The organism is Streptomyces sp. NPDC097640 (assembly GCF_040302705.1).
Lineage (GTDB): Bacteria > Actinomycetota > Actinomycetes > Streptomycetales > Streptomycetaceae > Streptomyces.
Genome location: NZ_JBEOSB010000008.1, coordinates 327595 through 348286 on the forward strand (window position 1 = coordinate 327595; position 20692 = coordinate 348286).

Annotated in this window: 20 protein-coding genes; 8 read left to right on the top strand and 12 right to left on the bottom strand. The window is 72.3% G+C overall.

The window, feature by feature from the left end; all coding sequences use genetic code 11:
• Positions 1–51 precede the first annotated feature (51 nt).
• The 8 genes from ABTY62_RS15400 to ABTY62_RS15435 all read right to left on the bottom strand — a co-directional run bounded on the left by ABTY62_RS15400 (position 52) and on the right by ABTY62_RS15435 (position 6589).
• Positions 52–720, bottom strand: coding sequence for an HAD family hydrolase (locus tag ABTY62_RS15400; RefSeq protein WP_352129878.1), 669 nt, complete (start codon positions 718–720; stop codon positions 52–54).
• On the bottom strand, positions 717–1244 hold the full coding sequence (locus ABTY62_RS15405) for a phosphoribosyltransferase (protein ID WP_352129879.1): 528 nt from the start codon (positions 1242–1244) through the stop codon (positions 717–719). Before ABTY62_RS15405 ends, ABTY62_RS15400 begins: the two co-directional genes overlap by 4 nt.
• Positions 1241–2260 (bottom strand): adenylosuccinate synthetase, encoded by a 1020-nt coding sequence (locus tag ABTY62_RS15410; protein ID WP_352129880.1) that lies wholly within the window; start codon positions 2258–2260, stop codon positions 1241–1243. The genes ABTY62_RS15405 and ABTY62_RS15410 overlap by 4 nt, the downstream gene beginning before the upstream one ends.
• On the bottom strand, positions 2257–3630 hold the full coding sequence (gene purB / locus ABTY62_RS15415) for an adenylosuccinate lyase (RefSeq protein WP_352129881.1): 1374 nt from the start codon (positions 3628–3630) through the stop codon (positions 2257–2259). The genes ABTY62_RS15410 and purB overlap by 4 nt, the downstream gene beginning before the upstream one ends.
• Positions 3627–4790: an IMP dehydrogenase gene (guaB, locus tag ABTY62_RS15420; protein ID WP_352129882.1), complete on the bottom strand. Its 1164-nt coding sequence runs from the start codon at positions 4788–4790 to the stop codon at positions 3627–3629. The genes purB and guaB overlap by 4 nt, the downstream gene beginning before the upstream one ends.
• Positions 4791–4844: 54 nt before the next feature.
• Positions 4845–5441 (bottom strand): GTP cyclohydrolase I, encoded by a 597-nt coding sequence (gene folE, locus ABTY62_RS15425; protein ID WP_352129883.1) that lies wholly within the window; start codon positions 5439–5441, stop codon positions 4845–4847.
• A gap of 1 nt (position 5442) precedes the next feature.
• Complete coding sequence (locus ABTY62_RS15430) at positions 5443–6123, bottom strand: 7-carboxy-7-deazaguanine synthase QueE (RefSeq protein ID WP_352129945.1); 681 nt, start codon at positions 6121–6123, stop codon at positions 5443–5445.
• 100 nt (positions 6124–6223) lie between these two features.
• Positions 6224–6589, bottom strand: coding sequence for a 6-pyruvoyl trahydropterin synthase family protein (locus ABTY62_RS15435; RefSeq protein WP_311728883.1), 366 nt, complete (start codon positions 6587–6589; stop codon positions 6224–6226).
• Between the two features lie 218 nt (positions 6590–6807).
• Here ABTY62_RS15435 and lon point away from each other — a divergent pair, with 218 nt between their 5' ends.
• Both lon and ABTY62_RS15445 read left to right on the top strand, forming a co-directional pair.
• Positions 6808–9228, top strand: coding sequence for an endopeptidase La (lon, locus tag ABTY62_RS15440; RefSeq protein ID WP_352129884.1), 2421 nt, complete (start codon positions 6808–6810; stop codon positions 9226–9228).
• A 132-nt stretch (positions 9229–9360) separates the two neighbouring features.
• Positions 9361–9951, top strand: coding sequence for a Uma2 family endonuclease (locus ABTY62_RS15445; RefSeq protein WP_352129885.1), 591 nt, complete (start codon positions 9361–9363; stop codon positions 9949–9951).
• 92 nt (positions 9952–10043) lie between these two features.
• On the opposite strand, the gene ABTY62_RS15450 is transcribed toward ABTY62_RS15445, so the two are convergent.
• Positions 10044–10883 (bottom strand): lysozyme, encoded by an 840-nt coding sequence (locus ABTY62_RS15450; RefSeq protein ID WP_352129886.1) that lies wholly within the window; start codon positions 10881–10883, stop codon positions 10044–10046.
• A 275-nt stretch (positions 10884–11158) separates the two neighbouring features.
• Between ABTY62_RS15450 and ABTY62_RS15455 the strand changes: the two genes are divergently transcribed.
• Positions 11159–11641, top strand: coding sequence for a MarR family winged helix-turn-helix transcriptional regulator (locus tag ABTY62_RS15455; RefSeq protein WP_311728880.1), 483 nt, complete (start codon positions 11159–11161; stop codon positions 11639–11641).
• Between the two features lie 117 nt (positions 11642–11758).
• Here ABTY62_RS15455 and ABTY62_RS15460 read toward each other — a convergent pair whose 3' ends face one another.
• On the bottom strand, positions 11759–12532 hold the full coding sequence (locus tag ABTY62_RS15460) for a hypothetical protein (RefSeq protein ID WP_352129887.1): 774 nt from the start codon (positions 12530–12532) through the stop codon (positions 11759–11761).
• Positions 12533–12891: 359 nt separating this feature from the next.
• Here ABTY62_RS15460 and ABTY62_RS15465 point away from each other — a divergent pair, with 359 nt between their 5' ends.
• Genes ABTY62_RS15465 through ABTY62_RS15485 form a run of 5 tightly spaced genes read left to right on the top strand, consistent with a single transcriptional unit; the run spans position 12892 to position 18939 of the window.
• Complete coding sequence (locus tag ABTY62_RS15465) at positions 12892–16065, top strand: sensor histidine kinase (protein ID WP_352129888.1); 3174 nt, start codon at positions 12892–12894, stop codon at positions 16063–16065.
• The gene (locus ABTY62_RS15470; protein WP_352129889.1) at positions 16062–16556 is read left to right on the top strand and encodes a roadblock/LC7 domain-containing protein; all 495 of its coding nucleotides are present in this window, start codon (positions 16062–16064) and stop codon (positions 16554–16556) included. The genes ABTY62_RS15465 and ABTY62_RS15470 overlap by 4 nt, the downstream gene beginning before the upstream one ends.
• Positions 16553–16930 carry a DUF742 domain-containing protein gene (locus ABTY62_RS15475; protein WP_311728876.1) on the top strand — a complete coding sequence of 126 codons (378 nt, stop codon included), beginning with the start codon at positions 16553–16555 and terminating at the stop codon, positions 16928–16930. Before ABTY62_RS15470 ends, ABTY62_RS15475 begins: the two co-directional genes overlap by 4 nt.
• A 4-nt stretch (positions 16931–16934) precedes the next feature.
• A complete protein-coding gene (locus ABTY62_RS15480) occupies positions 16935–17561 on the top strand; it encodes a GTP-binding protein (RefSeq protein WP_311728875.1) in 627 nt (208 codons plus the stop codon).
• A 13-nt stretch (positions 17562–17574) separates the two neighbouring features.
• Complete coding sequence (locus ABTY62_RS15485) at positions 17575–18939, top strand: styrene monooxygenase/indole monooxygenase family protein (RefSeq protein WP_352129890.1); 1365 nt, start codon at positions 17575–17577, stop codon at positions 18937–18939.
• Positions 18940–18956: 17 nt separating this feature from the next.
• On the opposite strand, the gene ABTY62_RS15490 is transcribed toward ABTY62_RS15485, so the two are convergent.
• Positions 18957–20243: a C40 family peptidase gene (locus ABTY62_RS15490; RefSeq protein WP_352129891.1), complete on the bottom strand. Its 1287-nt coding sequence runs from the start codon at positions 20241–20243 to the stop codon at positions 18957–18959.
• A 177-nt stretch (positions 20244–20420) separates the two neighbouring features.
• Entirely contained in the window at positions 20421–20684 is a 264-nt protein-coding gene (locus ABTY62_RS15495; protein WP_352129892.1) for a DUF8847 domain-containing protein, read from the bottom strand.
• Positions 20685–20692 lie beyond the last annotated feature (8 nt).

Sequence of the window (20692 nt, forward strand, 5' to 3'; positions counted from 1 at the left end):
CGGGGGCCGGGATCCTCCGCGGATCCCGGCCCTCGGCACCGCAGGAACCCGTCAGCCCGGGCCCAGCACCACGTCCACCAGGCCGGCGACCGAGGGCAGCATGGTGTCGGGCCCTTCGGGCGGGGCGTCGGGCAGCATGTGGCCGTTTCCGGTCCGCACCCCCACGACGGCCGCGTCCAGCCCGCGGCCGAGGGCCACGTCGGCCGCGGTGTCCCCGACCACGAACAGCCGGTCGTCCGTGCGGTGGCCGATCCGGACCAGCGCCTGCCGGGCCAGCGTGATCTTGACGTCCGCGTCCGAGGCCTCCTCGCCCCGGCCGGGCAGGTTGTCGCGGGTGACGACCTCCCCGAAGCAGTGCCCCACGCCGTTCCTGCGCAGCAGTTCGACCGTCGGCGCGGTGCCGACCCAGGAACTCACCAGCGCCAGCCGGACCCCCGCGCCGAACAGGGCGGTGATCGCGGGCACGGCACCCTCGTAGAGCGTGCCGTGTGCCATATAGCGGTGGGCCACATCGTCCACCCGGTCCAGGACCCGCACCCCGCCGATGTGCAGACTGCCGCTGGTGATGGCCTTCCAGTACGCGTATCCGAGCACCACCTCGCGCGGCGGCGGCGAGACCCGCTCATCGCGGTGCAGATCGAGCACGAACTGGTGGAACATCTCGTAGAAGTCGAGGAGGGTGCCGTCCCGGTCCAGGATGACCGTGGTGCCGGGGTTCACCGCGGCGCCGCGAGGACGGTGGTGGAGTCCCCGGCCCCCGGCGGCAGTTCCCACGGGAAGACCGTCCAGTCGTCGACCTCGACGGCCTGGAAGTCGGCGCGCCCCCGCGATCCCACGTTGCGCACCACCACGGCCGTGCGGATCTCCGCGGCACCCAGCCCGCGGATGGTGTCCACGGCCAGTGCCATGGTGCCGCCGTCGCCCATGATGTCGTCGACGATCAGTACGTCGGCGCCGGTCACGGGGCGCTGCGGGGTGATGTAGTCGAGCACCGCCTCGCCTCTCTCGCTGTAGCGGGAATTGGTCGTGTTGCGGGGGATACCCAGGATCCGGAAGTCGGTCACCCCCAGCAGGTTGGACAGGGTGACGGCGGGCGGCAGTCCGCCGCGGGCGATGCCCACGATGACCGTGGGGGCGAAGCCGCTCTCCTTGATGTCGTGGGCCAGGCCGGTCAGCATCCGGCCCATCTCGGACCAGCCGATGGTGAGCAGATTGGCGCGCCGCCAGGTGGGGGTCGCGTTCATCGTTCTCCTCCTTGTGCCGTCCATCGGTCGATGAGGTCGTCGCTGGCGGGGCCGGTGCCGATCAGATCCACGGGCCGCCCCAGGCCCTTCTCGACGTGGCGGACGAACGCGGCGGCCTCCGCGGGCAGCGCCCCGCCGCGCACGCCGAGGGCGTCGGGGGTCACATGGTCCAGGAAGGTGAGCGCCAGCCGCGACGGCCGGTTGATCCGGACGGCCTCCCGCGCCTGGTCCAGGTCGAAGGTGCCGGTGCGCCGGCGCCGCCCGGTGACCGTGCCGTACTCCACGATCCCGCGCCGCTCCGCCTCCTCCTCGGGGATCTCGGTGGGGAAGGGGCCGGCGCCGACCCGGGTGGGGTAGGCCCGGAACACCAGGACCACCTCGTCGACGGCGAGCGGCCCCAGGCCCACGTCGGCCGCGGCGGTGCTCGCGGTGGAGTCCTTGCCGACGGTGTACGGGTAGCTGCCGTACAGCACGGACAGGCCGAACCCGTTGGTGCCCTCGACCTGGACCCCGTCCCCGGCGTCGACCGCCGCGTTCACCTCGGCGGCCACATCGGTGAGATACGGGGCGAGTTCGGCCACGTCCTGCGCGCGGCGCGCCGCGCGCATGGCCCGGGCGGCGAGGGCCGGGCCATGCCCGCTGCCGGTGGAGCGCACCGTGTCGCGGAGCCCGGCGTCGGCCTGTTCGGCCTCGACGTGCCCGGGTTCGATGACGGTGGCGCGGTGGTCGACGCCGATGCGGTCGCCGACCCCGGTCTCCTTGATCTCCCGCAGCAGCACTTCGGGGCGGATGAGCACGCCGGCGCCGAGGAGCAGCCGGGTGCGGGGGTTGACCACGGCGCTGGGCACCTGCCGCAGCCGCAGGGTCCGCCCGCCGTGCACCACGGTGTGTCCGGCGCCGGGGCCGAGCCCGGCGCGGACCGCGACGCCGGGGTCGTCACGCAGCGCCAGATAGCTGGAGATCTTGCCCTTGGCCTCGTCGCCCCACTGACCGCCCACCACGATCGTGCAGGTCATGTCCGTCCTCCTGATCCGGAGTTGCGCATCGCCGCTTCGGCGCGCGATACCGTCTCGCGCGCGAGATCCGCACACGCCCCGACGTCGGCCGCGGCCTTCGCCAGGGAGGCCAGCTCCGAGGCCGGGACGACGGCGGTGACCCGCGGGTCCTCGCCCAGCACGGCGAGCAGGTCGCGCCGGTCCCGGGCGGCCGCCGAGCTGGCCTCCTGCAACAGCCGGTAGCCGGCCAGCCGGTCCATGCCGCCCGCGACCAGGGCGAGCAGGACGGCCTCGCTGAGGTGCGCGTTGCGGGACAGGGCCAGGTTCTCCGCCATCCGGTCGGGGAAGACCCGCAGGTCGCGGACGACCGCGGTGGCGGTGGTCAGCATCTCGTCGAGCAGCACACAGCTCTCGGGAAGGGTGAACCGCTCGTTGGCCGAGTTGGCCAGGTCCCGCTCGTGCCAGGTGACCACGTTCTCCAGGGCCGGGCCGACCGCGGAGCGCAGCAGCCTGGCGAGCGAGCAGATCCGCTCGCTGCGGACCGGGTTGCGCTTGTGCGGCATGGCCGAGCTGCCGATCTGGTCGCCCTCGGCGAAGGACTCGGCGAGTTCGCCGATCTCGGTGCGCTGAAGGTTGCGGATCTCGGTGGCCAGGTTGTCCAGGCAGGCGGCGGTCAGGGCGGCCCAGCACACGAACTCCGCGTACCGGTCGCGGGCCACGGCCTGGGCACAGATCCGCGGCTCCGGCAGCCCGAGCCGCTCCAGCGCTTCGTGTTGTACGGGCACCCCGGACGGCCCCAGGCCGCCGAGGGAACCGACCGCGCCGGCCACCTTGCCCATCACGGCCCGGTCCCGCAGCCCGTCCAGCCGCGCCAGGCAGCGCGTCAGCTGGTCCAGCGCGATGGCCAGCTTGAAGCCGAGCGTGATGGGCTGGGCGTGCTGGCCATGGGTGCGGCCGATCATCACCTGATCCCCGTCGGCGGCGATCCGGTCGCGCAGGGCCGCCATCAGGGCGGTCAGCCGGGTCCGCAGGATGCCGATCGCGGCGTCCAGCTGGAGGGCCATGGTGGTGTCGAGGACGTCGCTGCTGGTCGCGCCGTGATGGACGTACCGCCCGTACGGCTCGCACGCTCCCGCGAACTCCTGCACCACGGCGAAGAGTTCGTGCCGGCTCATCGCCTCGATCTCGGCGATCCGGTCCAGGTCGCAGACGTGGTCGCGGGCCTGCCGCGCGATGTGCTCCGCCGCCTCGGCCGGGAGCACCCCGTGCCGGCCCTGCGCCTCGGCGAGCGCGCCCTCGACCGTCACGAAGAACTGATAGCGGGCCCGGTCGGTGAAGAGCGCGCGCATCTCGTCGGTGCCGTACCGCCCGCTGTCCAGGGGGGTGGTCATCCAGTGGCCTCCGTGGCGTAGTCCAGGGGGACCTGGTCGGCGCGCTGGAGCGCGTGCGGGCGGCTCTCGGCCATGCCGGCCGGGGTGATCCGGATGAACTCGGCCCGCTCGCGCAGCTCGGCCAGGGAGTGCGCGCCGGAGTAGCTCATGCCGGACCGCAGGCCCCCGAGGAAGGGCCGCAGGGTGGCGGCGAGGGAGCCGGTGTACGCGAAGGTCGCCTCGACGCCTTCGGGGGTGTACTCGTCCAGCTCCTCGCGGCTCACCTGCTCCCCGCGCGCCCGCTTGAGGGTCAGCCGCATGCCGAAGGTGACGAACCCCGTGCTGACCTTGGCGCGCCGCCCCTCGTGCTCGACCAGCTTCGCCTCGCTCTCGTCGGCCCCGGCCAGGGCGCTGCCGAGCATCACCGAACGCGCGCCCGCCGCCAGGGCCTTGACCAGGTCGCCGGGCGCCTTGATGCCACCGTCGGCGATGACCGGGATCCCGCTGCGATCGGCCTCCTCGGCACAGTCGAGGACCGCGGTGAGCTGGGGCACTCCGCTGCCGGCGACGATGCGGGTGGTGCAGATGCCGCCGGGCCCGATGCCGACCTTGACCGCGTCCGCGCCGGCCTCGATCAGATCCCGGGTGCCGGCCGCGGTGGCCACGTTCCCGGCGATCAGGGTGGTGCCCGGGAAGCGGGACCGCAGCTCCTCGACGGACTTGATCACGTAATCGGCGTGGCCGTGTGCCACATCGGTGACCAGCACATCCGCGCCGGCCTCGACGAGCAGGGCGGCCCGTCGCAGACAGTCGTCCGTCACCCCGACCGCGGCGGCCACCCTCAGCCGCCCGTCGGCGTCGACCGTCGGACGCGCCGGGTCCTGTGGCCCGCCGGGCCCGGGCGGCGCGGCCGCCTTGACCGCCGCGACCTCGGCGGCCTGGTCCTCGGCGGTCTGCATGCGGTGCACCACGCCGAGGCCGCCGCCGCGCGCCATCGCCTCGGCCAACCGGGCGCCGGTGCACCACGGGGTGTTCGCGGACAGCACCGGGACGCTCAGCTCGATTCCGGCGGCGAGTTCGGTGCCCAGGTGTGTCGCCGAGCGGCTCACCACCGAGGTGTGCCGCGGGACCAGCAGCACATCGTCCAGGCTGAGTCCGGTGCGGATTTCACGCAGAGCCATGTGCACTCCTTGAGCGAGGGGTGATGGGTGCCTGACGTGCGGGTCCGGTGGTCGTCACCGTCCGTGGAAGATGGCGGCCACGAGCTCCTGGCGGGCCGGCCCGTGATCCTGGAAGATCCCGTTGAACACCGAGGACGTCATGAGCGCCGGGGTGCGGATGCCGCGCATGCTCATGCACAGGTGCTCGCCGCGGGCCACCACCGCGACATCGGAGGATCCGGTCACCGCGGTGATCTCCTCGGCGATGTCCCGGACCAGCCGCTCCTGCACCTGGAGCCGGTGCGCGTGGCGGTGGGCGATCCGGGCGAACTTCGACAGGCCCAGCACATCGCCCTCGGGCCGGTACGCGATGGTGACGGCGCAGGAGAACGGCAGCAGGTGGTGCTCGCACAGCGACCACAGGTTGATGTCGGAGACCATGACGATCTGCCCCTGGTTGCGCAGCGGGAACAGGGTGCCGACCTCGCCCGGGTCGTAGTTGCTGAACTCCCGCCACCAGCGGGCGAACCGGGCCGGGGTCTCCTTCAGGCCCTCGCGGTCCGGGTTCTCGCCGATTTCGAGGAGGAGCCGGCGCGCCACGTCCTCCAGCGGGTCCGGCATCCGGTCGCGGTCCTCCGCCGTCCCGTTCACCTCCACTGCTCCACTGCTCATGTCACACACCCCTCCTGTCACCCCATACGGCGACATGCAGTCTGGTCGTCAGATTCCAGCCACGGGCGACCACGTCGTCGCCGAGGGCTGCGATGTGCCGGTCCACCTCGTGTGGCGTCTGGCCCTCCGGCATGATCCACACCGGGGTGGTGCCGTACCGGTCGACGATGGACGCCACCTCGTCGAGGTCGTCCCGCGTCCGGCAGACGAACTTGAACGCGGTCCCGGGCACGGCCGCCAGCGCGGCCAGGGCCTCCGGCACGAGCCGGCGCTCCTCCCGGTCGCCGGAGTGCGCCAGCTTGGGCGAGATGTTGAAGCGCACGCCGAGGCGGGCCAGCTCGGGCAGCGGTACGACGGTGCCGTTGCTCTCGATCTCCACGCGATGGCCGGTGTCGATGAGCGCCCGCAGCAGCGGCAGCAGCCGGGCCTGCTGGCTGAGCGGTTCCCCGCCGGAGACGACGATCATGGGGACCTCGTACGCCCGCAGCCGCTCCAGCACCTCGCGCCAGGGCGTCGGGTGCAGCTCGTCACGGGGGCGGTAGGCCACCCCGGAGTCGCCGACACCGGTCCAGTCCCAGGTGTACGGGGTGTCGCACCAGCGGCACGCCAGGTTGCAGCCGCCCAGCCGCAGAAAGGCGCAGCGCTGCCCCGCCGAGGGCCCCTCTCCCTGTACGGCGCTCAGGTGGGGCCGAAGATCTCGTTCACGACGAGTTTCGGTTCCACAGCGGCATCACCTCCTCCGCCCACGCCCCTGCCCGCGCCCGCGGCCGCCCCCGCCCGCGTCACGGCCGGTACTCCGCCCATGTCTTGGGCGTCTCGCTGACGCGTACGGAACTCAGCTCCGGGAACCGCGGCAGCCAGCGCTCGTACAGCCACCGCGCGAGGTTCTCCGCCGAGGGATTGCGATCGGTGAGCAGATCGTTGAGGTGACGGTGGTCCACGTCGTCGTCCAGCCACCGGCTGAACGCGGACAGGTCGCCGTAGTCCCGGACGAAGCCGGTCGGGTCCAGGCCGTCCGGCCCCGCGGCGAGCTCGAGTGCGACGACGTAGTTGTGGCCGTGCAGCCGGCCGCACGGATGCCCCTCGGCCAGCCCGTCCAGCCGATGACTGGCGGAGAAGTGGAATTCCTTGCTGATCCTGAATGCCATCTCGGACCTCCTGCGCACATCGTGGCGACGAGCGCGGGGGCGACACATCACGGCGCGCACCGTGGGGCGGCCGAAGGGGACACCGAGAAGCGGCGGTGAGGGTTCCGAAATATCCGGCCTCCGGGCTGATCGCTCAGAGCGAACAACGGGCCGGGAACATCGGCGGGCCTCCAGGCATTGAGTCTGCATAGCTCAACTTGCCTGCCGAAGGGGAGATCATGGCTTCGATGTCCACACCGCTCACTCTGCCCGTGCTGCCCCTCGACGACGAGGTGGTGCTGCCCGGCATGGTGGTGCCGCTGGACCTGTCCGACAGTGAGGTACGAGCCGCGGTGGAGGCCGCACAGGCCGCCGCCCGATCAAGCGGCAGCGGCGGCGGCAAGCCGCGCGTGCTGCTGGTGCCGCGCGTCGACGGGACCTACGCGGGCATCGGCACGCTCGGCACGATCGAGCAGGTGGGCCGGCTCTCCGACGGCGACCCGGGCGCGCTGATCCGCGGTGTGCGCCGGGTGCGGATAGGGGCGGGGACCACCGGTCCCGGCGCCGCGCTGTGGGTGGAGGGCACCCAGGTCGAGGAGATCGTCCCGGACCCGCTGCCCGGCTCCGTCACCGAGCTGATGAAGGAGTACAAGGCCCTGGCCGCCAGCTGGCTGCGCAAGCGCGGCGCCTGGCAGGTCGTGGACCGGGTGCAGCAGATCGACGACGTCGGCCAGCTGGCCGACAACTCCGGCTACTCGCCGTTCCTCTCCATCCAGCAGCGCGTGGAGCTGCTGGAGACGGCCGACCCGGTGGCGCGGCTGAAGCTGGCCCTGGGCTGGCTGAGCGACCACCTCGCCGAGCAGGACGTCGCCGAGTCGATCGCCAAGGACGTCCAGGAGGGCGTCGACAAGCAGCAGCGCGAGTTCCTGCTGCGGCGGCAGCTGGAGGCGGTCCGCAAGGAGCTGGCCGAGCTCAACGGCGACCCGGAGGACGAGTCCGGCGACTACCGGGCCCGGGTGGAGGCGGCCGACCTTCCCGAGAAGGTGCGGGAGGCCGCGCTCAAGGAGGTCGACAAGCTGGAGCGGTCCTCCGACCAGAGCCCCGAGGGCAGCTGGATCCGCACCTGGCTGGACACCGTCCTGGAGCTGCCCTGGAACGAGCGCACCGAGGACGCGTACGACATCACCGGCGCCAAGGCCGTGCTCGACGCGGACCACGCGGGCCTGGAGGACGTCAAGGAGCGGATCACCGAGTACCTGGCGGTGCGCAAGCGCCGCGCCGACCGGGGACTTGGCGTGGTCGGCGGCCGGCGGGGCGGCGCGGTGCTGGCCCTGGTCGGCCCGCCCGGCGTCGGCAAGACCTCGCTCGGCGAGTCGGTCGCCCGCGCGATGGGGCGCAAGTTCGTGCGCGTCGCGCTCGGCGGCGTCCGCGACGAGGCGGAGATCCGCGGCCACCGGCGTACCTACGTCGGCGCGCTGCCCGGCCGGGTCGTGCGCGCCATCAAGGAGGCGGGCTCGATGAACCCGGTCGTCCTCCTCGACGAGATCGACAAGGTCGGCTCCGACTACCGCGGCGACCCCGCCGCGGCCCTGCTGGAGGTCCTGGACCCGGCGCAGAACCACACCTTCCGCGACCACTACCTGGAGGTCGAGCTCGACCTGAGCGACGTGGTCTTCCTCGCGACGGCCAACGTCCTGGAGGCCATCCCCGAGGCGCTGCTCGACCGCATGGAGCTGGTGCGCCTGGACGGCTACACCGAGGACGAGAAGGTCACCATCGCCCGCGACCACCTGCTGCCGCGGCAGCTGGAGCGGGCCGGCCTGGAGCCGGGCGAGGTGACCCTGGCCGAGGACGCGCTGCGCAGGCTGGCCGCCGAGTACACCCGCGAGGCGGGCGTACGCACCCTGGAGCGGTCCATCGCGCGGCTGCTCCGCAAGGTGGCGGCCCAGCACGAGCTGGGCGAGCGGAAGCTGCCCTTCACGATCGGCGCCGACGAGCTGCGGCCGCTGATCGGCCGCCCGCACCACACCCCCGAGTCCGCCCAGGACCCGGCCGAGCGGCGCACCGCCGTGCCGGGCGTGGCGACCGGGCTCGCGGTCACCGGCGCGGGCGGGGACGTGCTGTTCGTCGAGGCGTCGCTGGCAGACCCGGAGACGGGCGGCGCGGGGCTGACCCTCACCGGCCAGCTGGGCGACGTGATGAAGGAGTCCGCGCAGATCGCGCTGTCCTTCCTCCGCTCGCACGGCGCGGAGCTGGAGCTTCCGGTCGGTGACCTGAAGGAGCGCGGCGTCCACCTGCACGTCCCGGCGGGCGCGGTGCCCAAGGACGGCCCGAGCGCGGGCATCACCATGACCACGGCCCTGGCCTCGCTGCTCTCCGGCCGCCAGGTGCGCCCGGACGTGGCGATGACCGGCGAGGTCTCGCTGACCGGGCGGGTGCTGCCGATCGGCGGCGTCAAGCAGAAGCTGCTGGCGGCGCACCGCGCCGGGGTGACCACCGTGATCATCCCCAAGCGCAACGAGCCCGACCTGGACGACGTCCCCGCCGAGGTCCTGGCCAAGCTCGACGTCCACCCGGTCTCGGACGTCCGCCGCGTCCTGGAACTGGCCCTCACCCCGGCGGCCACCCCGGCCGCCCCGGAGGTCCCGGTGGCGGCGTGACGGACGCCACCGGTACGCCGGCCCGGAGCTCCCGTTCGCACGGGAGTTCCGGGCCACGCGTGTCGTGAGGGCCGTCGTATCGTTGTACTGCGCGGCTGCACGCGATAACGCGGCAGCGGGGAGGAGCGCACGGTGACCATCGAGCTGACCGACAGGATCGAGATGGCCGACAGCGACGAACTCAGCCTGGACGAGCTGTTCGACTGGCTGGAGCGGATCCACGTCCCCGAGGGCTACAAGGTTGAGATCGTCGAGGGGGGCGTCTTCATGTCGCCGCAGCGGGACGTGCACTGGCATGTCATCCGGAGGATCGTGCGTGCTTTCGAAGACCGCTTCGGGATGGACGTGAAGGTGCTGTCAGACGTGCGCATCGACTTTCCCGGGCACAACAACGGCTTCGCCCCGGATGTCGTCAAGCTTTCCCAGGATGCCGAGAAGACCGCCCGAGGACGTTGGCGCAGGGAAGACATCGAGTTCGTGGCCGAGGTGATTTCCAAGGACACGGCGGCGAACGACTTCGGGCCGAAGAAGCGGGCCTATGCAGCGGCCGGTGTCGCGGTCTATTTGATCGCTGATCCGTACACCGGCAAGTGCCATGTCTTCACCGAGCCCAAGGGCGACGATTACCTGCGCGAGTCGACTCTCGCGTTCGGATTGCCGGTCGATCTGACCGGCACGGTGGTCGACCTGGTTCTGGCCACCGACGGATTCCCCCGGGACTGAAACGGGCTGAAAGCCCGTCGCCCCCCGGCGCACGGACAGCGGGGTCCGTGCGCCGGAGGGCGGAAGCGCCGAGGGTGGGGCCGCGGGGGGCGTCAGCCGTTGGCGAGGGCCTGGAGACGGTCCAGGGCGCCGTTGAACTGGTTGTGGTCGCCGACCGTCGCGCCCGACGAGGTGTACTGCCAGATGGTGTGGAAGTCCCAGCCCGCCGGGAGTTCACCGACGGAGGAGCCGTAGCGCGGGATCCACAGCGGGTTGATGCTGCCGAAGGCGCTGGAGTTGCCCGTGCAGCTCTTCCACCAGCTGGTCGAGGTGTAGATCACCGGGTCGCGGCCGGTCAGGGACTTGTAGGTGTTGGTGAAGTCCTTGATCCAGGTGACCATCGCGCTGGCGCTCTTGCCGTAGCAGGTGGCGCCGTACGGGTTGTACTCCATGTCGAGCGCGCCGGGGAGCGTCTTGCCGTCCTTGGACCAGCCACCGCCGTTGCTGACGAAGTACCTGGCCTGCGCCGCGCCGGTGGAGTTGTCCGGCAGGGCGAAGTGGTACGAGCCGCGGATCATGCCGACGTTGTATGACCCGTTGTACTGCTGCGCGAAGTACGGGTTGGTGTAGCTGGTGCCCTCCGTCGCCTTGACGTAGGCGAAGCGGACTCCGCTGTTCCAGAGCGTCGACCAGGCGACATTGCCCTGGTGGCTGCTGACGTCAACGCCTTCGACCGAGGCGAGGAGCCCCGGCGGTTCCTCGCCGCTCGTGGAACCGCCTTCGTGCTTGAGTATCTGGGAGCCCGCCCAGTGGTCCTCGGGGTTGGGTTTCTTCCCGCTGTCCGCGGCCGTGGCCGTACCGGAGAGCGTGAAGCTCGTGGCGAGGAGCGCGGCGAGAATGCCGAACAGCGCGGTGAGGGTGCGCCGGGTCGTGCCAGGTCTGTACTTGGGCATGGCGTGCCTCCGAAGGCCTCGTGTGGGGAGAGGTGCACGTGTCTGTCATTGGTGTGGCCATGTCACTCTGACGCTACGGGCGTAGACGCTACGGGCGTAGATACGCGGCGCGGAAGGGGGTCGGGTTGCTGCCGTTGGTCTAATCCTGCGAAATACTGACGGAGCTGCGGCGACGACCGCGCTTGGAAGAAACTTTCAGGCCATGAAAATCCGGAGAGGGCTCTGACGTGCATAATAACGGGGCATTGCCCCCCGAGGGGGGTGAGGGACGCACCATGGGTGGAATTGGTGTAGACCATGCATTCCTGGCTCTGGAGCGCGAATTGGCGGTTTTCCTTCGCCGAGCCCGCGCCTCTTCGGGTGAATTGGCCCGGGAAGTCCACCCGGAGCTGGAATCCGCCGCGTACGGACTCCTGATGCGGCTGGAAGACGCCGGAGAGCAGCGGGCCACGGATCTCGCGGCCTACTTCGGCGTGGGCAAGGCGACGATGAGTCGCCAATTGCGCGCCTTGGAGGATCTCGGGCTGGTGGCACGAGCTCCCGACCCCGCGGACGGGCGGGCCTTCCTGGTTCAGTTGACGGATGAGGGGCGGGCCCGGTTCCGTCGGGTGCGCGGCGCCCGGCGCACGCGGTACGCGCGCCGCCTCGCGGCGTGGGAGCGCAGCGAGGTGGCCGAACTCGCCCGGCTGCTGCACCGGCTGAACTCCGTACAGCTCACCGACGAGCCCGGCCAGGGCGCACGTCCGCCACAGGAGTAGGGCTCTCATGTACGTCAGGATCGGCGAGGTCCGCCGATCCGGCGACGTGGGTGTGGCGACGGGAGTACGCCGGGCCGCGCGCGGCCCGGCGTACGGGGGTGTCGGATACCCCTACCCCTAGAACTCGGCGAAGACGATCGCCGCGTCGTCGTGGGTCTTGCCGCGCCGGAAGCCCGTCCGCTCCGGGTCGGCGTCCTCCGCCGCCCGTACCCGGTCGATCAGCGACTGCGGGCCCTCCTTGCGCAGCAGGGCGAAGCACTCGGCCCAGTCGCCCTCGCGGAACACCTCCACCCATCGCGCCGCCCCGTCGGTGAGCGCCGCCAGCGCGCGCGTCCCCGCGCGCGGGCGGGTGCCGGTCACGGCCCTGTGGGCGACCGCGGGGTCGGCGGCGGCGGTGAAGAAGCCGCCCTCGACATTGCGCAATGGGGCCAGCGGCCGCCGGCCCGCGGCGCGGAGCCGGTCGATCCGGTCGTCGAGCACGGGAGTCACCGTGCCGTCCGTCCCCTCGATGAGCAACGCGGAGTCGGAGAGCACCAGATGCTCGATCCGCTCCGCGTCCCACCGCACCGCGACGACCGTCGCCTGCGGCGTTCTAACGTGAGAAAGGTCACATTCGGGGCCGTGGGCCGCGGCCGTCCGCTCGATCGCGCGTGAGAGGCAGTCCGTCAGTGGCATATCGCGTCGCGAACCGGACAGTTCGAGCAGCGCCCCGCCCAGCCGGGCGGTGAACCAGGGCACGCCGTGGACGCATCCGTCGTCGTCCTCGGGGGGCGTCACCCCGTCCAGTACCACCAGCGCGCCACCCTGCCCGGATGCCGGCAACGCTACCGACGCGTAGTCCTCGTTGGGGATGCGGGGATCACCGGGGGCGGTGGCGAGTTCGATGCGCATTCGGCCAGTCTGCCGGATCGGGGTCCGTCGGCCCCGGCCGGACGGGTGGCGGAGTCGTTTGCCGGATTGGTCGTGATTGACGGTTTCCGGAACGTGCGGGGGAGCATCCTGTCAGGAGGTCAGGTGATTTCCAACCCGTGAAAGGTTGAAGGAGGGTATGGCCCGCGACCGAAGTTTGGTGGTCAACTACGCAATGCGGTTCACTCGTTCAGGGTGGCTGGAACGGATGATCCGATCCATCCCAAGCCCTCCTGAAAGGGTCGGAACCCCTACCAGAGGTGGGGGAGCGAGCACAATTGTTGAACCGTCGTCACCTCTGGAACCACAGTGGGTCGGGCGAGAAAAGATTGTGAGCACCGGTGCGGAAGAAGCGGCTTCGGGGCAGCAACCACGAACAGGGCGGCGAGCCACGCCAGCAGGAGGCGTCGCCGCAGCGCAGCACCGCACGCGTCCGTAACCGGCTCGCCGTGTCCGTCGCCGTCGTCTCCCTCGCCGTCCTCGGGGCCGGGGCCCCGGCCGTGCTCGGCGCGCTCGACGACACCACCGACGCCCAGAAGCTGGTCGACCTCGCCGAGACCAACCGCGGCGCGGTGACCCTCTCCCACGCCCTCGCCGACGAGCGCGACGCCATGACCGAGTACGTCGCGGCCGGGCGCAACTCCGCCTCCGGCGCCGGGGTCTCCGAGAGCCAGCGGGCCCGGGTGGACCGGCAGGTCAAGGAGGTGGGCCCGAGCACCCCCGCCGAGGTGCGGCGGCTGCTGGACGCGCTGCCCAAGGTCCGGCAGCAGGCGCTGACCGGCAACGGCTCGGCGCTGGACGTGTACGAGAGCTACACCGAGACCATCCAGGCCCTCGGCAGCCTCGCCGACACCCTGGCCCGCAGGCTGGAGGCCGGCGCCGACGACGGCTCCGCGGCCGCGCTGGCCCCCCTCGGCCGCGCCACGGAAGAGGCCTCCGCCACCCGCGGGCTGCTGCTCGGCGCGCTGGCCGCGGGCGGCAGCCAGCCCAAGCTCACCTCGGCGGCCCAGCGCACCAATGTGAGCGAGCAGTCCGCGCTCTCCGACTTCAACCAGCTGGCCCCGTCCTCCGTCCGCGACCGCTTCGCCCGCACGGTCAACGGCACCGAGGTCACCGCGGCCGAGCGCTATATCGCCCGCCTCACCGACCAGCCCCAGCTCTCCGACACCGACCGGTTCCTCAGCGACGAGCGCGTCGAGTCCAGCCTGTCCGCCCGTATCGACCGGATGCGCGGCGTGGAGTCCTCGCTGGCCACCGCCGAGATCGAGCATCTGGAGAAGCTGCGCGACGACGAGGTCACCGACCTCGAGGTGGGCATCGGCATCCTCGGCGCCTGTCTGCTGCTGGCCATCGGCGCCAGCGTCCAGGCCGCCCGCTCGATGACCCGGCCGCTGGCCGCGCTGCGGCTCGGCGCGCGGCGGGTGGCCGCCGACCCGGTGGCCGAGGAGCCGATCGCCTTCAAGGGCCGCGACGACGAGTTCGCGGAGGCCGTACGGGCCGTCAACCAGATGCACCAGGCCGCGGTGCGCGAGCACGAGCGCGCCCTGAAGCTGGATGCCGAGCGGACCCGCCTGATCGAGGAGCGGCGGAAGCTCGCCGACGAGCGGTCCGAACTGCGCCGCGAGCGGGACGCGGTCACCACCCGCCTCGAGGGGCTGCGGGCCCGCGTCCACGGCAGCTTCGTCAGCCTGGCGCTGCGCACCCTCGGCCTGATCGAGCGCCAGCTGACCATCATCGAGCAGATGGAGGAGCGGGAGCAGGACCCGGACCGGCTCCAGACCCTCTTCCAGCTCGACCACCTGGCCACCGGAATGCGCCGCTACGGCGAGAACCTGCTGGTCATCGCGGGCTCCGAGAACAAGGCCGCGCACCCGGGGCCGGTGCCCCTGCTGGATGTGCTGCGCGCCTCGATCAGCGAGGTCGAGCGCTACGACCGGGTGCAGATCCAGTCCCTGCCGCAGCACGCCCAGGTTGTCGGCTACGCCGCGGACAGCATCAGCCACCTGGTCGCCGAGCTGCTGGAGAACGCGACCACGTTCTCGCCGCCCGACACCATGGTCCAGATCGCCGGCTGGCTGCTGGAGAGCGGCGAGGTCATGCTCTCCGTCCAGGACGAGGGCATCGGCATGACGCCCGAGCGCTTCGTCGAGCTGAACGGCCGGCTGGCCGACCCGGTGCCCGAGTACTGCCAGGGCCCGCAGCCCGAGGACCCGCTGGGGCTCGGCCTGTACGTGGTGACCCGGCTGGCCGCGCGCCACGGCGTACGGGTGCAGCTGCGGGAGCAGAAGCCGGGCGGGGTCGCGGCCGTCGTGGTCCTGCCGACCAAGATCCTGCCCGCCGGTCCGCCCGGCGCCGGGCTGCCGCCCGCCGTGCCCGCGGGCTCGTCGTACGGCGGCGCCTCGCTGCCGTCCTTCCCGGGCTCGGTGGCCGAGGCCAACTCCAACACCCTTCCGGGGCAGGCCCGCCCGGCCCTCACCGCCTCGGGGACCTCCGCGGCCGACCTGGAGTCGCCGCGGACGCTGTCGCACCGGCGCGGCGGGCGCCTGGGGCTGCCGCGCCCGGGCGCCGCCACGGAAGGCGCCGACGGCCCGGCTCGTACGGCGGCGACCCCCACCGGTACGCCGTCCGGCGGCCCGGCCCACGACCCACGGCCCGGGACGGCGGACGCCGTCGGGGCGGCCGTCCCCGGCCTCGAGTTCGCCCAGGAGCCGACCCCGCCGCGCGGCCACCCGATGCCGTCCGACGGCGGGACGCTGCCCATGCTGCCGCGGCGCGCCGCGAAGCAGGACCCCGACCCGCTGGTGGAGGCCGCCGAGCGGACCATCCAGCTCTCCGGGCGCCGGGGCGAGACGGTCCCCGACCCGCGCCGGCCGGCCCAGCGCGGCGGCGGTGACACGATCGGCGGCCACGGCATGCGCCCGGTCGGCGCCGACGCCTGGGGCCCGATCGCCGACGCGCCGATCACCGACGCCCCGATCGCCGACGGACCGGCCGCCGACGGACCGGCTCCGGCCGGGCCCGCGGACGCGACGCGGTCGGTCACCGGGCCGTCTCTGATCGAGCGCGCCGAGCACACCCGGCCCGGGATCGAGCCCTCGGCGACCGCCGCGACCGGCCAGGAGGCGGCCCGCCAGACCGAGTTGCCCAAGCGCCGTGCGGCTGCGGACGCCCCGGACGGGGCCGGGGCCGCGCTGTCCGGGGTGCCCGGGCAGCGGGCCCCGGAACAGGCGGCGGCGCGCGAACGGGGCCTGCCCGAAAGGCGCCTCACGGACAAGGGACTTCCCAAGCGCACCCCGAGGAACGTGGCCCTGCCGGAACCGGATCCGCAGGAGCGCACGGGCGCGGTGAGCGCCGAGGAACTTCGGCGCAGGCTCGGCGGTTTCCAGAAGGGCGCGCGCGAAGGACGCCGGGACGCCGAGGCCGAGTTCGCGGGTCGTGGCCCGGCGGGGGAGCGGCAGCGGGGACAATCGGGGGCGCAGGACGAGGGTGGCACGGTTGAGGAGGCACGCAGGTGAATGCGCCCAGTAGCACGTATGGGTTGAGTTCTGAGGCCCGTAATCTGCATTGGCTGCTGTCGAATCTGGTCGAGGAGGTGCCCGGCGTCCGTTCGGTCGCCGTCGTCTCCTCCGACGGGCTGATGCTGCTGTCCTCGGACGCGCGGCACGCCGCGGCGGTCGCGGAAGCCGCGGACCCGACGGCCCAGGACGGCCCGAAGGGGTCGAGCGCCGACCTGGCGACCATCGTCTCCGGCCTCGGCAGCCTGACGCTGGGCGCGGCCAAGCTGATGGACGGCGGGCTGGTCAAGCAGACGATGATCGCGATGGACCAGGGCAGCCTGTTCGTCATGTCGATCAGCGACGGCTCGCTGCTGGGCGTGCACGCCACGCCGGACTGCGACATGACGGTGGTCGCGTACCACATGGCGCTGTTCGTCGGCCGGGCCGGGCATGTGCTCACCCCCGAGCTCCGGACCGAGTTGCGCCGGTCCCTGGAGTCCGCGCAGTGACGTCCGCGTCCCACAAGGCCGCCCGCGTACGCCCGTACTCGCTCACCGGCGGCCGGACCCGCTCCGGCCATGTGCTGCTGGTCGAGACCTTCGTGGCCACGCTGGAGACCCCGGACGGGGCGGTCGAGCCCGCGCTCAGCGGGCCGGCCTCCCGGATGGTGCCGGAGATCCGCGCCATCATCGACCTCTGCCGCCGGATGCGCTCGGTCGCGGAGGTCTCCGCGCTGCTCAAGATTCCGCTCGGTGTGGTGCGCGTGCTCCTCAGCGATCTCGCGGACCAGGGAAAGATCCGCGTGTACGGCACCGGGCGCAGCCCCGGACAGCCGGAACGCGCGTTGCTCGAAAGGGTGCTCAGTGGACTTCGCAGACTCTGAGACGATGACGGTGGCACCGGTGCGGGTGCCGAACATACCCGGGGCCGACGAGGCGCTCCAGGGGTGGCAGACGGACCGTTCGCGGGCCCCCATCGCCACCAAGATCGTCGTCGCGGGGGGTTTCGGCGTCGGTAAGACGACGTTCGTCGGTGCGGTTTCGGAGATCACGCCGCTTCAGACCGAGGCGCTGATGACGCGGGCCAGCGAGGACGTGGACGACCTCGCCGCGACCCCGCAGAAGCTGACCACGACGGTCGCGATGGACTTCGGCCGGATCACGCTCGACTCCGACCTGGTGCTGTATCTGTTCGGCACCCCGGGCCAGCAGCGGTTCTGGTTCATGTGGGACGACCTGATGCGCGGCGCGATCGGCGCGGTGGTGATGGTCGACACCCGGCGGCTGGAGGACAGCTTCCCGGCGCTCGACTACTTCGAGAGCTGCGGGCTGCCGTATGTCATCGCCGTCAACCACTTCCACGGGACGCCGGAGTACGAGCCGGAGGACGTGCGGGACGCCCTCTCCGTACCGGCCAAGGTGCCCGTGGTGAGCATGGACGCCCGTAACCGCATTTCGGTGGCCGACACTCTGCTCGCCCTGGTGAGGTTCGCCGTGGACGTCTCGCCCGAGTGACACGGGCCCGGCCATGCGCAGGATTCTGATCGTCGGGGCCGGTCAGTCCGGGCTCCAGCTCGCCCTGGGGCTCCAGGCCCAGGGGTACGACGTCACCTTGATGTCCAATCGCACGGCCGACGAGATCCGCGGCGGCCGGGTGATGTCCACCCAGTGCATGTTCCACACCGCGCTCCAGCACGAGCGCGATCTGGAGATCAACTTCTGGGAGGAGCAGGCCCCGCGCATCCAGGGCCTCGGCGTCTCGGTCGCCGGTCCCGCCACCCCGCTGGGGCATCCGCGCCTGGTCGACTGGCTGGGCGAGCTGGACGGCCACGCCCAGTCCGTCGACCAGCGGCTGAAGATGGCCGGCTGGATGGAGGCCTTCGAGCGGCGTGGCGGCCGACTGGTCATCCACGGCGCCGCCGTCTCCGACCTGGACTTCCTGGCGGCGCGGTACGACCTGATGCTGGTCGCCGCGGGCAAGGGCGAACTGGGCGCCCTCTTCGGCCGGGACGCCGCCCGCTCCCCGTACACCACCCCGCAGCGCGCCCTCGCCATCGCCTATGTCCACAACCTCGCCCCCCGGCTCGAACACCCCGAGCTCGAAGCGGTGCGCTGCAATCTGGTGCCCGATGTGGGCGAGCTGTACGTCATGCCCGCCCTCACCAACTCCGGGCGCGCCGACATCCTGTTCTGGGAGGCCATCCCCGGCGGCCCGGCCGATGTCTTCGGCGGCGTCACCGACCCCTCCGAACACCTGGCCCTCACCCTCGAGCTCATGGAGTGGTTCACGCCCTGGGAGTACGGGCGGGCCACCAGGGTCGAGCTGACGGACGCCGGCGGCACGCTGGCGGGGCGGTACGCCCCGACCGTCCGCGACCCCATCGGCTGGCTGCCGGGCGGCGGTCTGGTCCTCGGGGTGGCCGATGTGGTGGTCACCAACGACCCGCTCACCGGGCAGGGGTCCAACTCCGCGGCCAAATGCGCCACCTCGTATCTGGAGAGCATCGTCGAGCACGGCGACCGGCCCTTCGACGAGGCGTGGATGCGGCGGACGTTCGGGCGCTTCTGGGCGACGGCGCGCCACGTGACCAAGTGGACCAACGCGATGCTGGCTCCGCCGCCGGAGCACATCGTGCGGCTGCTGGGCGCGGCGGGCCAGCTGCCCGCGGTCGCCCACCGCTTCGCCAACGGCTTCGACGACCCGGCCGACTTCGAGAACTTCTTCTACGAGCCGGACAAGACCGCGGCGTATCTGGAGGAGGCGGAGGCCGGGGCCGCCGTAGCGGATACGGACGGCGAGTTAGCCGGCGCGTTGGTTGGTGAGGCGGTCGGCGAGGCGGTCGGCGAGGTGGTTGGTGAGCCCGAGAGCGAGGCGGCCGAGCAGGTGGGCTGAGTGCGGCCGGGCCGCCGTCAGCCCTTGGTCGGCCGTACGGCGCCGCGCAGCGGGTTGGACGCGAGCGGGGACAGCTTGACCCGGCCCCCCGGGCGCGGGGCCTGCACCACCATGCCGTTGCCCGCGTAGATCGCCACATGGCTCGCGCGCTTGAAGTAGACCACCAGATCCCCGGGGCGCAGCCGGTTGAGTTTCACCCGCGGCAGCCGGCGCCACTGCTCCTGGCTGGTGCGCGGGATGCGCCGCCCGGCGTGTGCCCACGCCTGGGAGGTCAGCCCCGAGCAGTCGAAGGAGCGCGGCCCCTCCGCGCCCCAGACGTACGGCTTGCCGATCTGCTTCAGCGCGTACCGCAGCGCCCGCTGCCCGGCCGCCTTGGAGGCGGAGGCGCGGCGGGGCGTGCGGCGGTGGGCGGTCTCCTTGGGGCGCCGGGGCGGGGTCTCGGAGGCCTCGGGCTCGGGGGTGGGCTCCGAGGGGGTTTCCTTAGGAGTTTCCTTAGGGGTTTCCTTGGCGTCGGTGCCGCTGCCCGTGTCGCTGTTCGCGTCGGCGTCGGCGTCGGCGCCGGTGTCGGTGTCGGGGTCGTCGGTCTGCGGGTCGGGGACGACGTCCTCCGGGACGGTGTCGGGCACGATGTCGGGCACCGGGGGGTCGAGGGCCCCCGAGTCGAGCAGCTCGCGCTGGGCCTTCTCGGTGTCCTGCCGCTCCCGTTTCTGGATGGCCCGGATCTGGCGACGGCTCAGCGAGGCCAGTTTCACTTCGATGGCGGTGAGGCGTTTCTCGACCTTGTCCCGCTGTTTCTTCCGTTTGGTCGCGAGGGACAGCTGTTTCTTCAGCGAGGCCCTGGCCTGCTGGACCAGCCGTGCCGCGTGTACCTCCCCTCTGGCCAGCCGTTCCATCAGGATCGCCTGGCGGTCGGCGGCCCGGCCGAGCACACGCGTCTGTTCGGTGACCTGGTCGGGGCTGGGGGACAGCAGCGCCATGAGGAAGAAGTACGAGGAGAGCTGGGTGTGGCCCTGGTACTGCTCGCGGGCCAGCCGCCCCACGTCGTCGTGGCTGACGGCGAGCCGGGAGCGGGTGCGGCCGAGGGCGGCGGCCAGCGCCCGGGTCTTGGCGCGCTGCTTGCGCAGCTTCTCCTCGGTGGCGTTGTACGCCTCGGTCGCCTCCTCGGCCTTGCGGTACGCCGTTTTGAGCTGTGTCAGCAGCTCGGCGACGGACTGCTCGGCGGGGGCGGCCGCGGCGGGCGCCGACGGGGCGGGGGCGGCCACCGCGGCGGCCGCGGTCAGCGCCACCGCGCAGACCGATCTCACGATGCGTCCTGACACGGTCTCACCTCCGGGCTCGACGACCTCGGGGCGATCGTGACATGACCAGTCGTATATTCGGGAGAATTGTTGGCGGTCTGGGCAATACGGTCACCCGTCCGGCGGCCGGTCCGCGTGCCCGTTCCCTCGTATACACGTACGAGCCGAGGCCCTGTCCTGACGTCAGTCGGGCTTTGACCAGGGCCATTTCAGCCGGTGCGGCTTGCCCTGCGGGTCGTACTCGTAGCGCCATCCGCGCACCAGGCCCAGCCGCCGCGAAGTGGCGGCCGGCACCCGGCGGTAGACGTACACCGTCGGCGCGCCGCCGCCCTCGTCTGGGACCGGCACCTCGTATGTCTTCGGCGGCTGCCCGGTCAGCCCGGTCAGCACCGGCAGCACCCGGCCGTCCAGCGGCCCGCCCACGAAGGGCGTCTCCTCGCTTCTCACCGCACCAG

Excerpts from the sequence above, each read along its gene's own strand:
- guaB (WP_352129882.1), bottom strand. The coding sequence starts at position 4,790 with ATGGCTCTGCGTGAAATCCGCACCGGACTCAGCCTGGACGATGTGCTG.
- purB (WP_352129881.1), bottom strand. The coding sequence starts at position 3,630 with ATGACCACCCCCCTGGACAGCGGGCGGTACGGCACCGACGAGATGCGC.
- ABTY62_RS15485 (WP_352129890.1), top strand. The coding sequence starts at position 17,575 with ATGCGCAGGATTCTGATCGTCGGGGCCGGTCAGTCCGGGCTCCAGCTC.
- ABTY62_RS15480 (WP_311728875.1), top strand. The coding sequence starts at position 16,935 with ATGACGGTGGCACCGGTGCGGGTGCCGAACATACCCGGGGCCGACGAG.
- ABTY62_RS15405 (WP_352129879.1), bottom strand. The coding sequence starts at position 1,244 with ATGAACGCGACCCCCACCTGGCGGCGCGCCAATCTGCTCACCATCGGC.
- ABTY62_RS15410 (WP_352129880.1), bottom strand. The coding sequence starts at position 2,260 with ATGACCTGCACGATCGTGGTGGGCGGTCAGTGGGGCGACGAGGCCAAG.
- ABTY62_RS15460 (WP_352129887.1), bottom strand. The coding sequence starts at position 12,532 with ATGCGCATCGAACTCGCCACCGCCCCCGGTGATCCCCGCATCCCCAAC.
- folE (WP_352129883.1), bottom strand. The coding sequence starts at position 5,441 with ATGAGCAGTGGAGCAGTGGAGGTGAACGGGACGGCGGAGGACCGCGAC.
- ABTY62_RS15435 (WP_311728883.1), bottom strand. The coding sequence starts at position 6,589 with ATGGCATTCAGGATCAGCAAGGAATTCCACTTCTCCGCCAGTCATCGG.
- ABTY62_RS15450 (WP_352129886.1), bottom strand. The coding sequence starts at position 10,883 with ATGCCCAAGTACAGACCTGGCACGACCCGGCGCACCCTCACCGCGCTG.
- ABTY62_RS15455 (WP_311728880.1), top strand. The coding sequence starts at position 11,159 with ATGGGTGGAATTGGTGTAGACCATGCATTCCTGGCTCTGGAGCGCGAA.
- lon (WP_352129884.1), top strand. The coding sequence starts at position 6,808 with ATGGCTTCGATGTCCACACCGCTCACTCTGCCCGTGCTGCCCCTCGAC.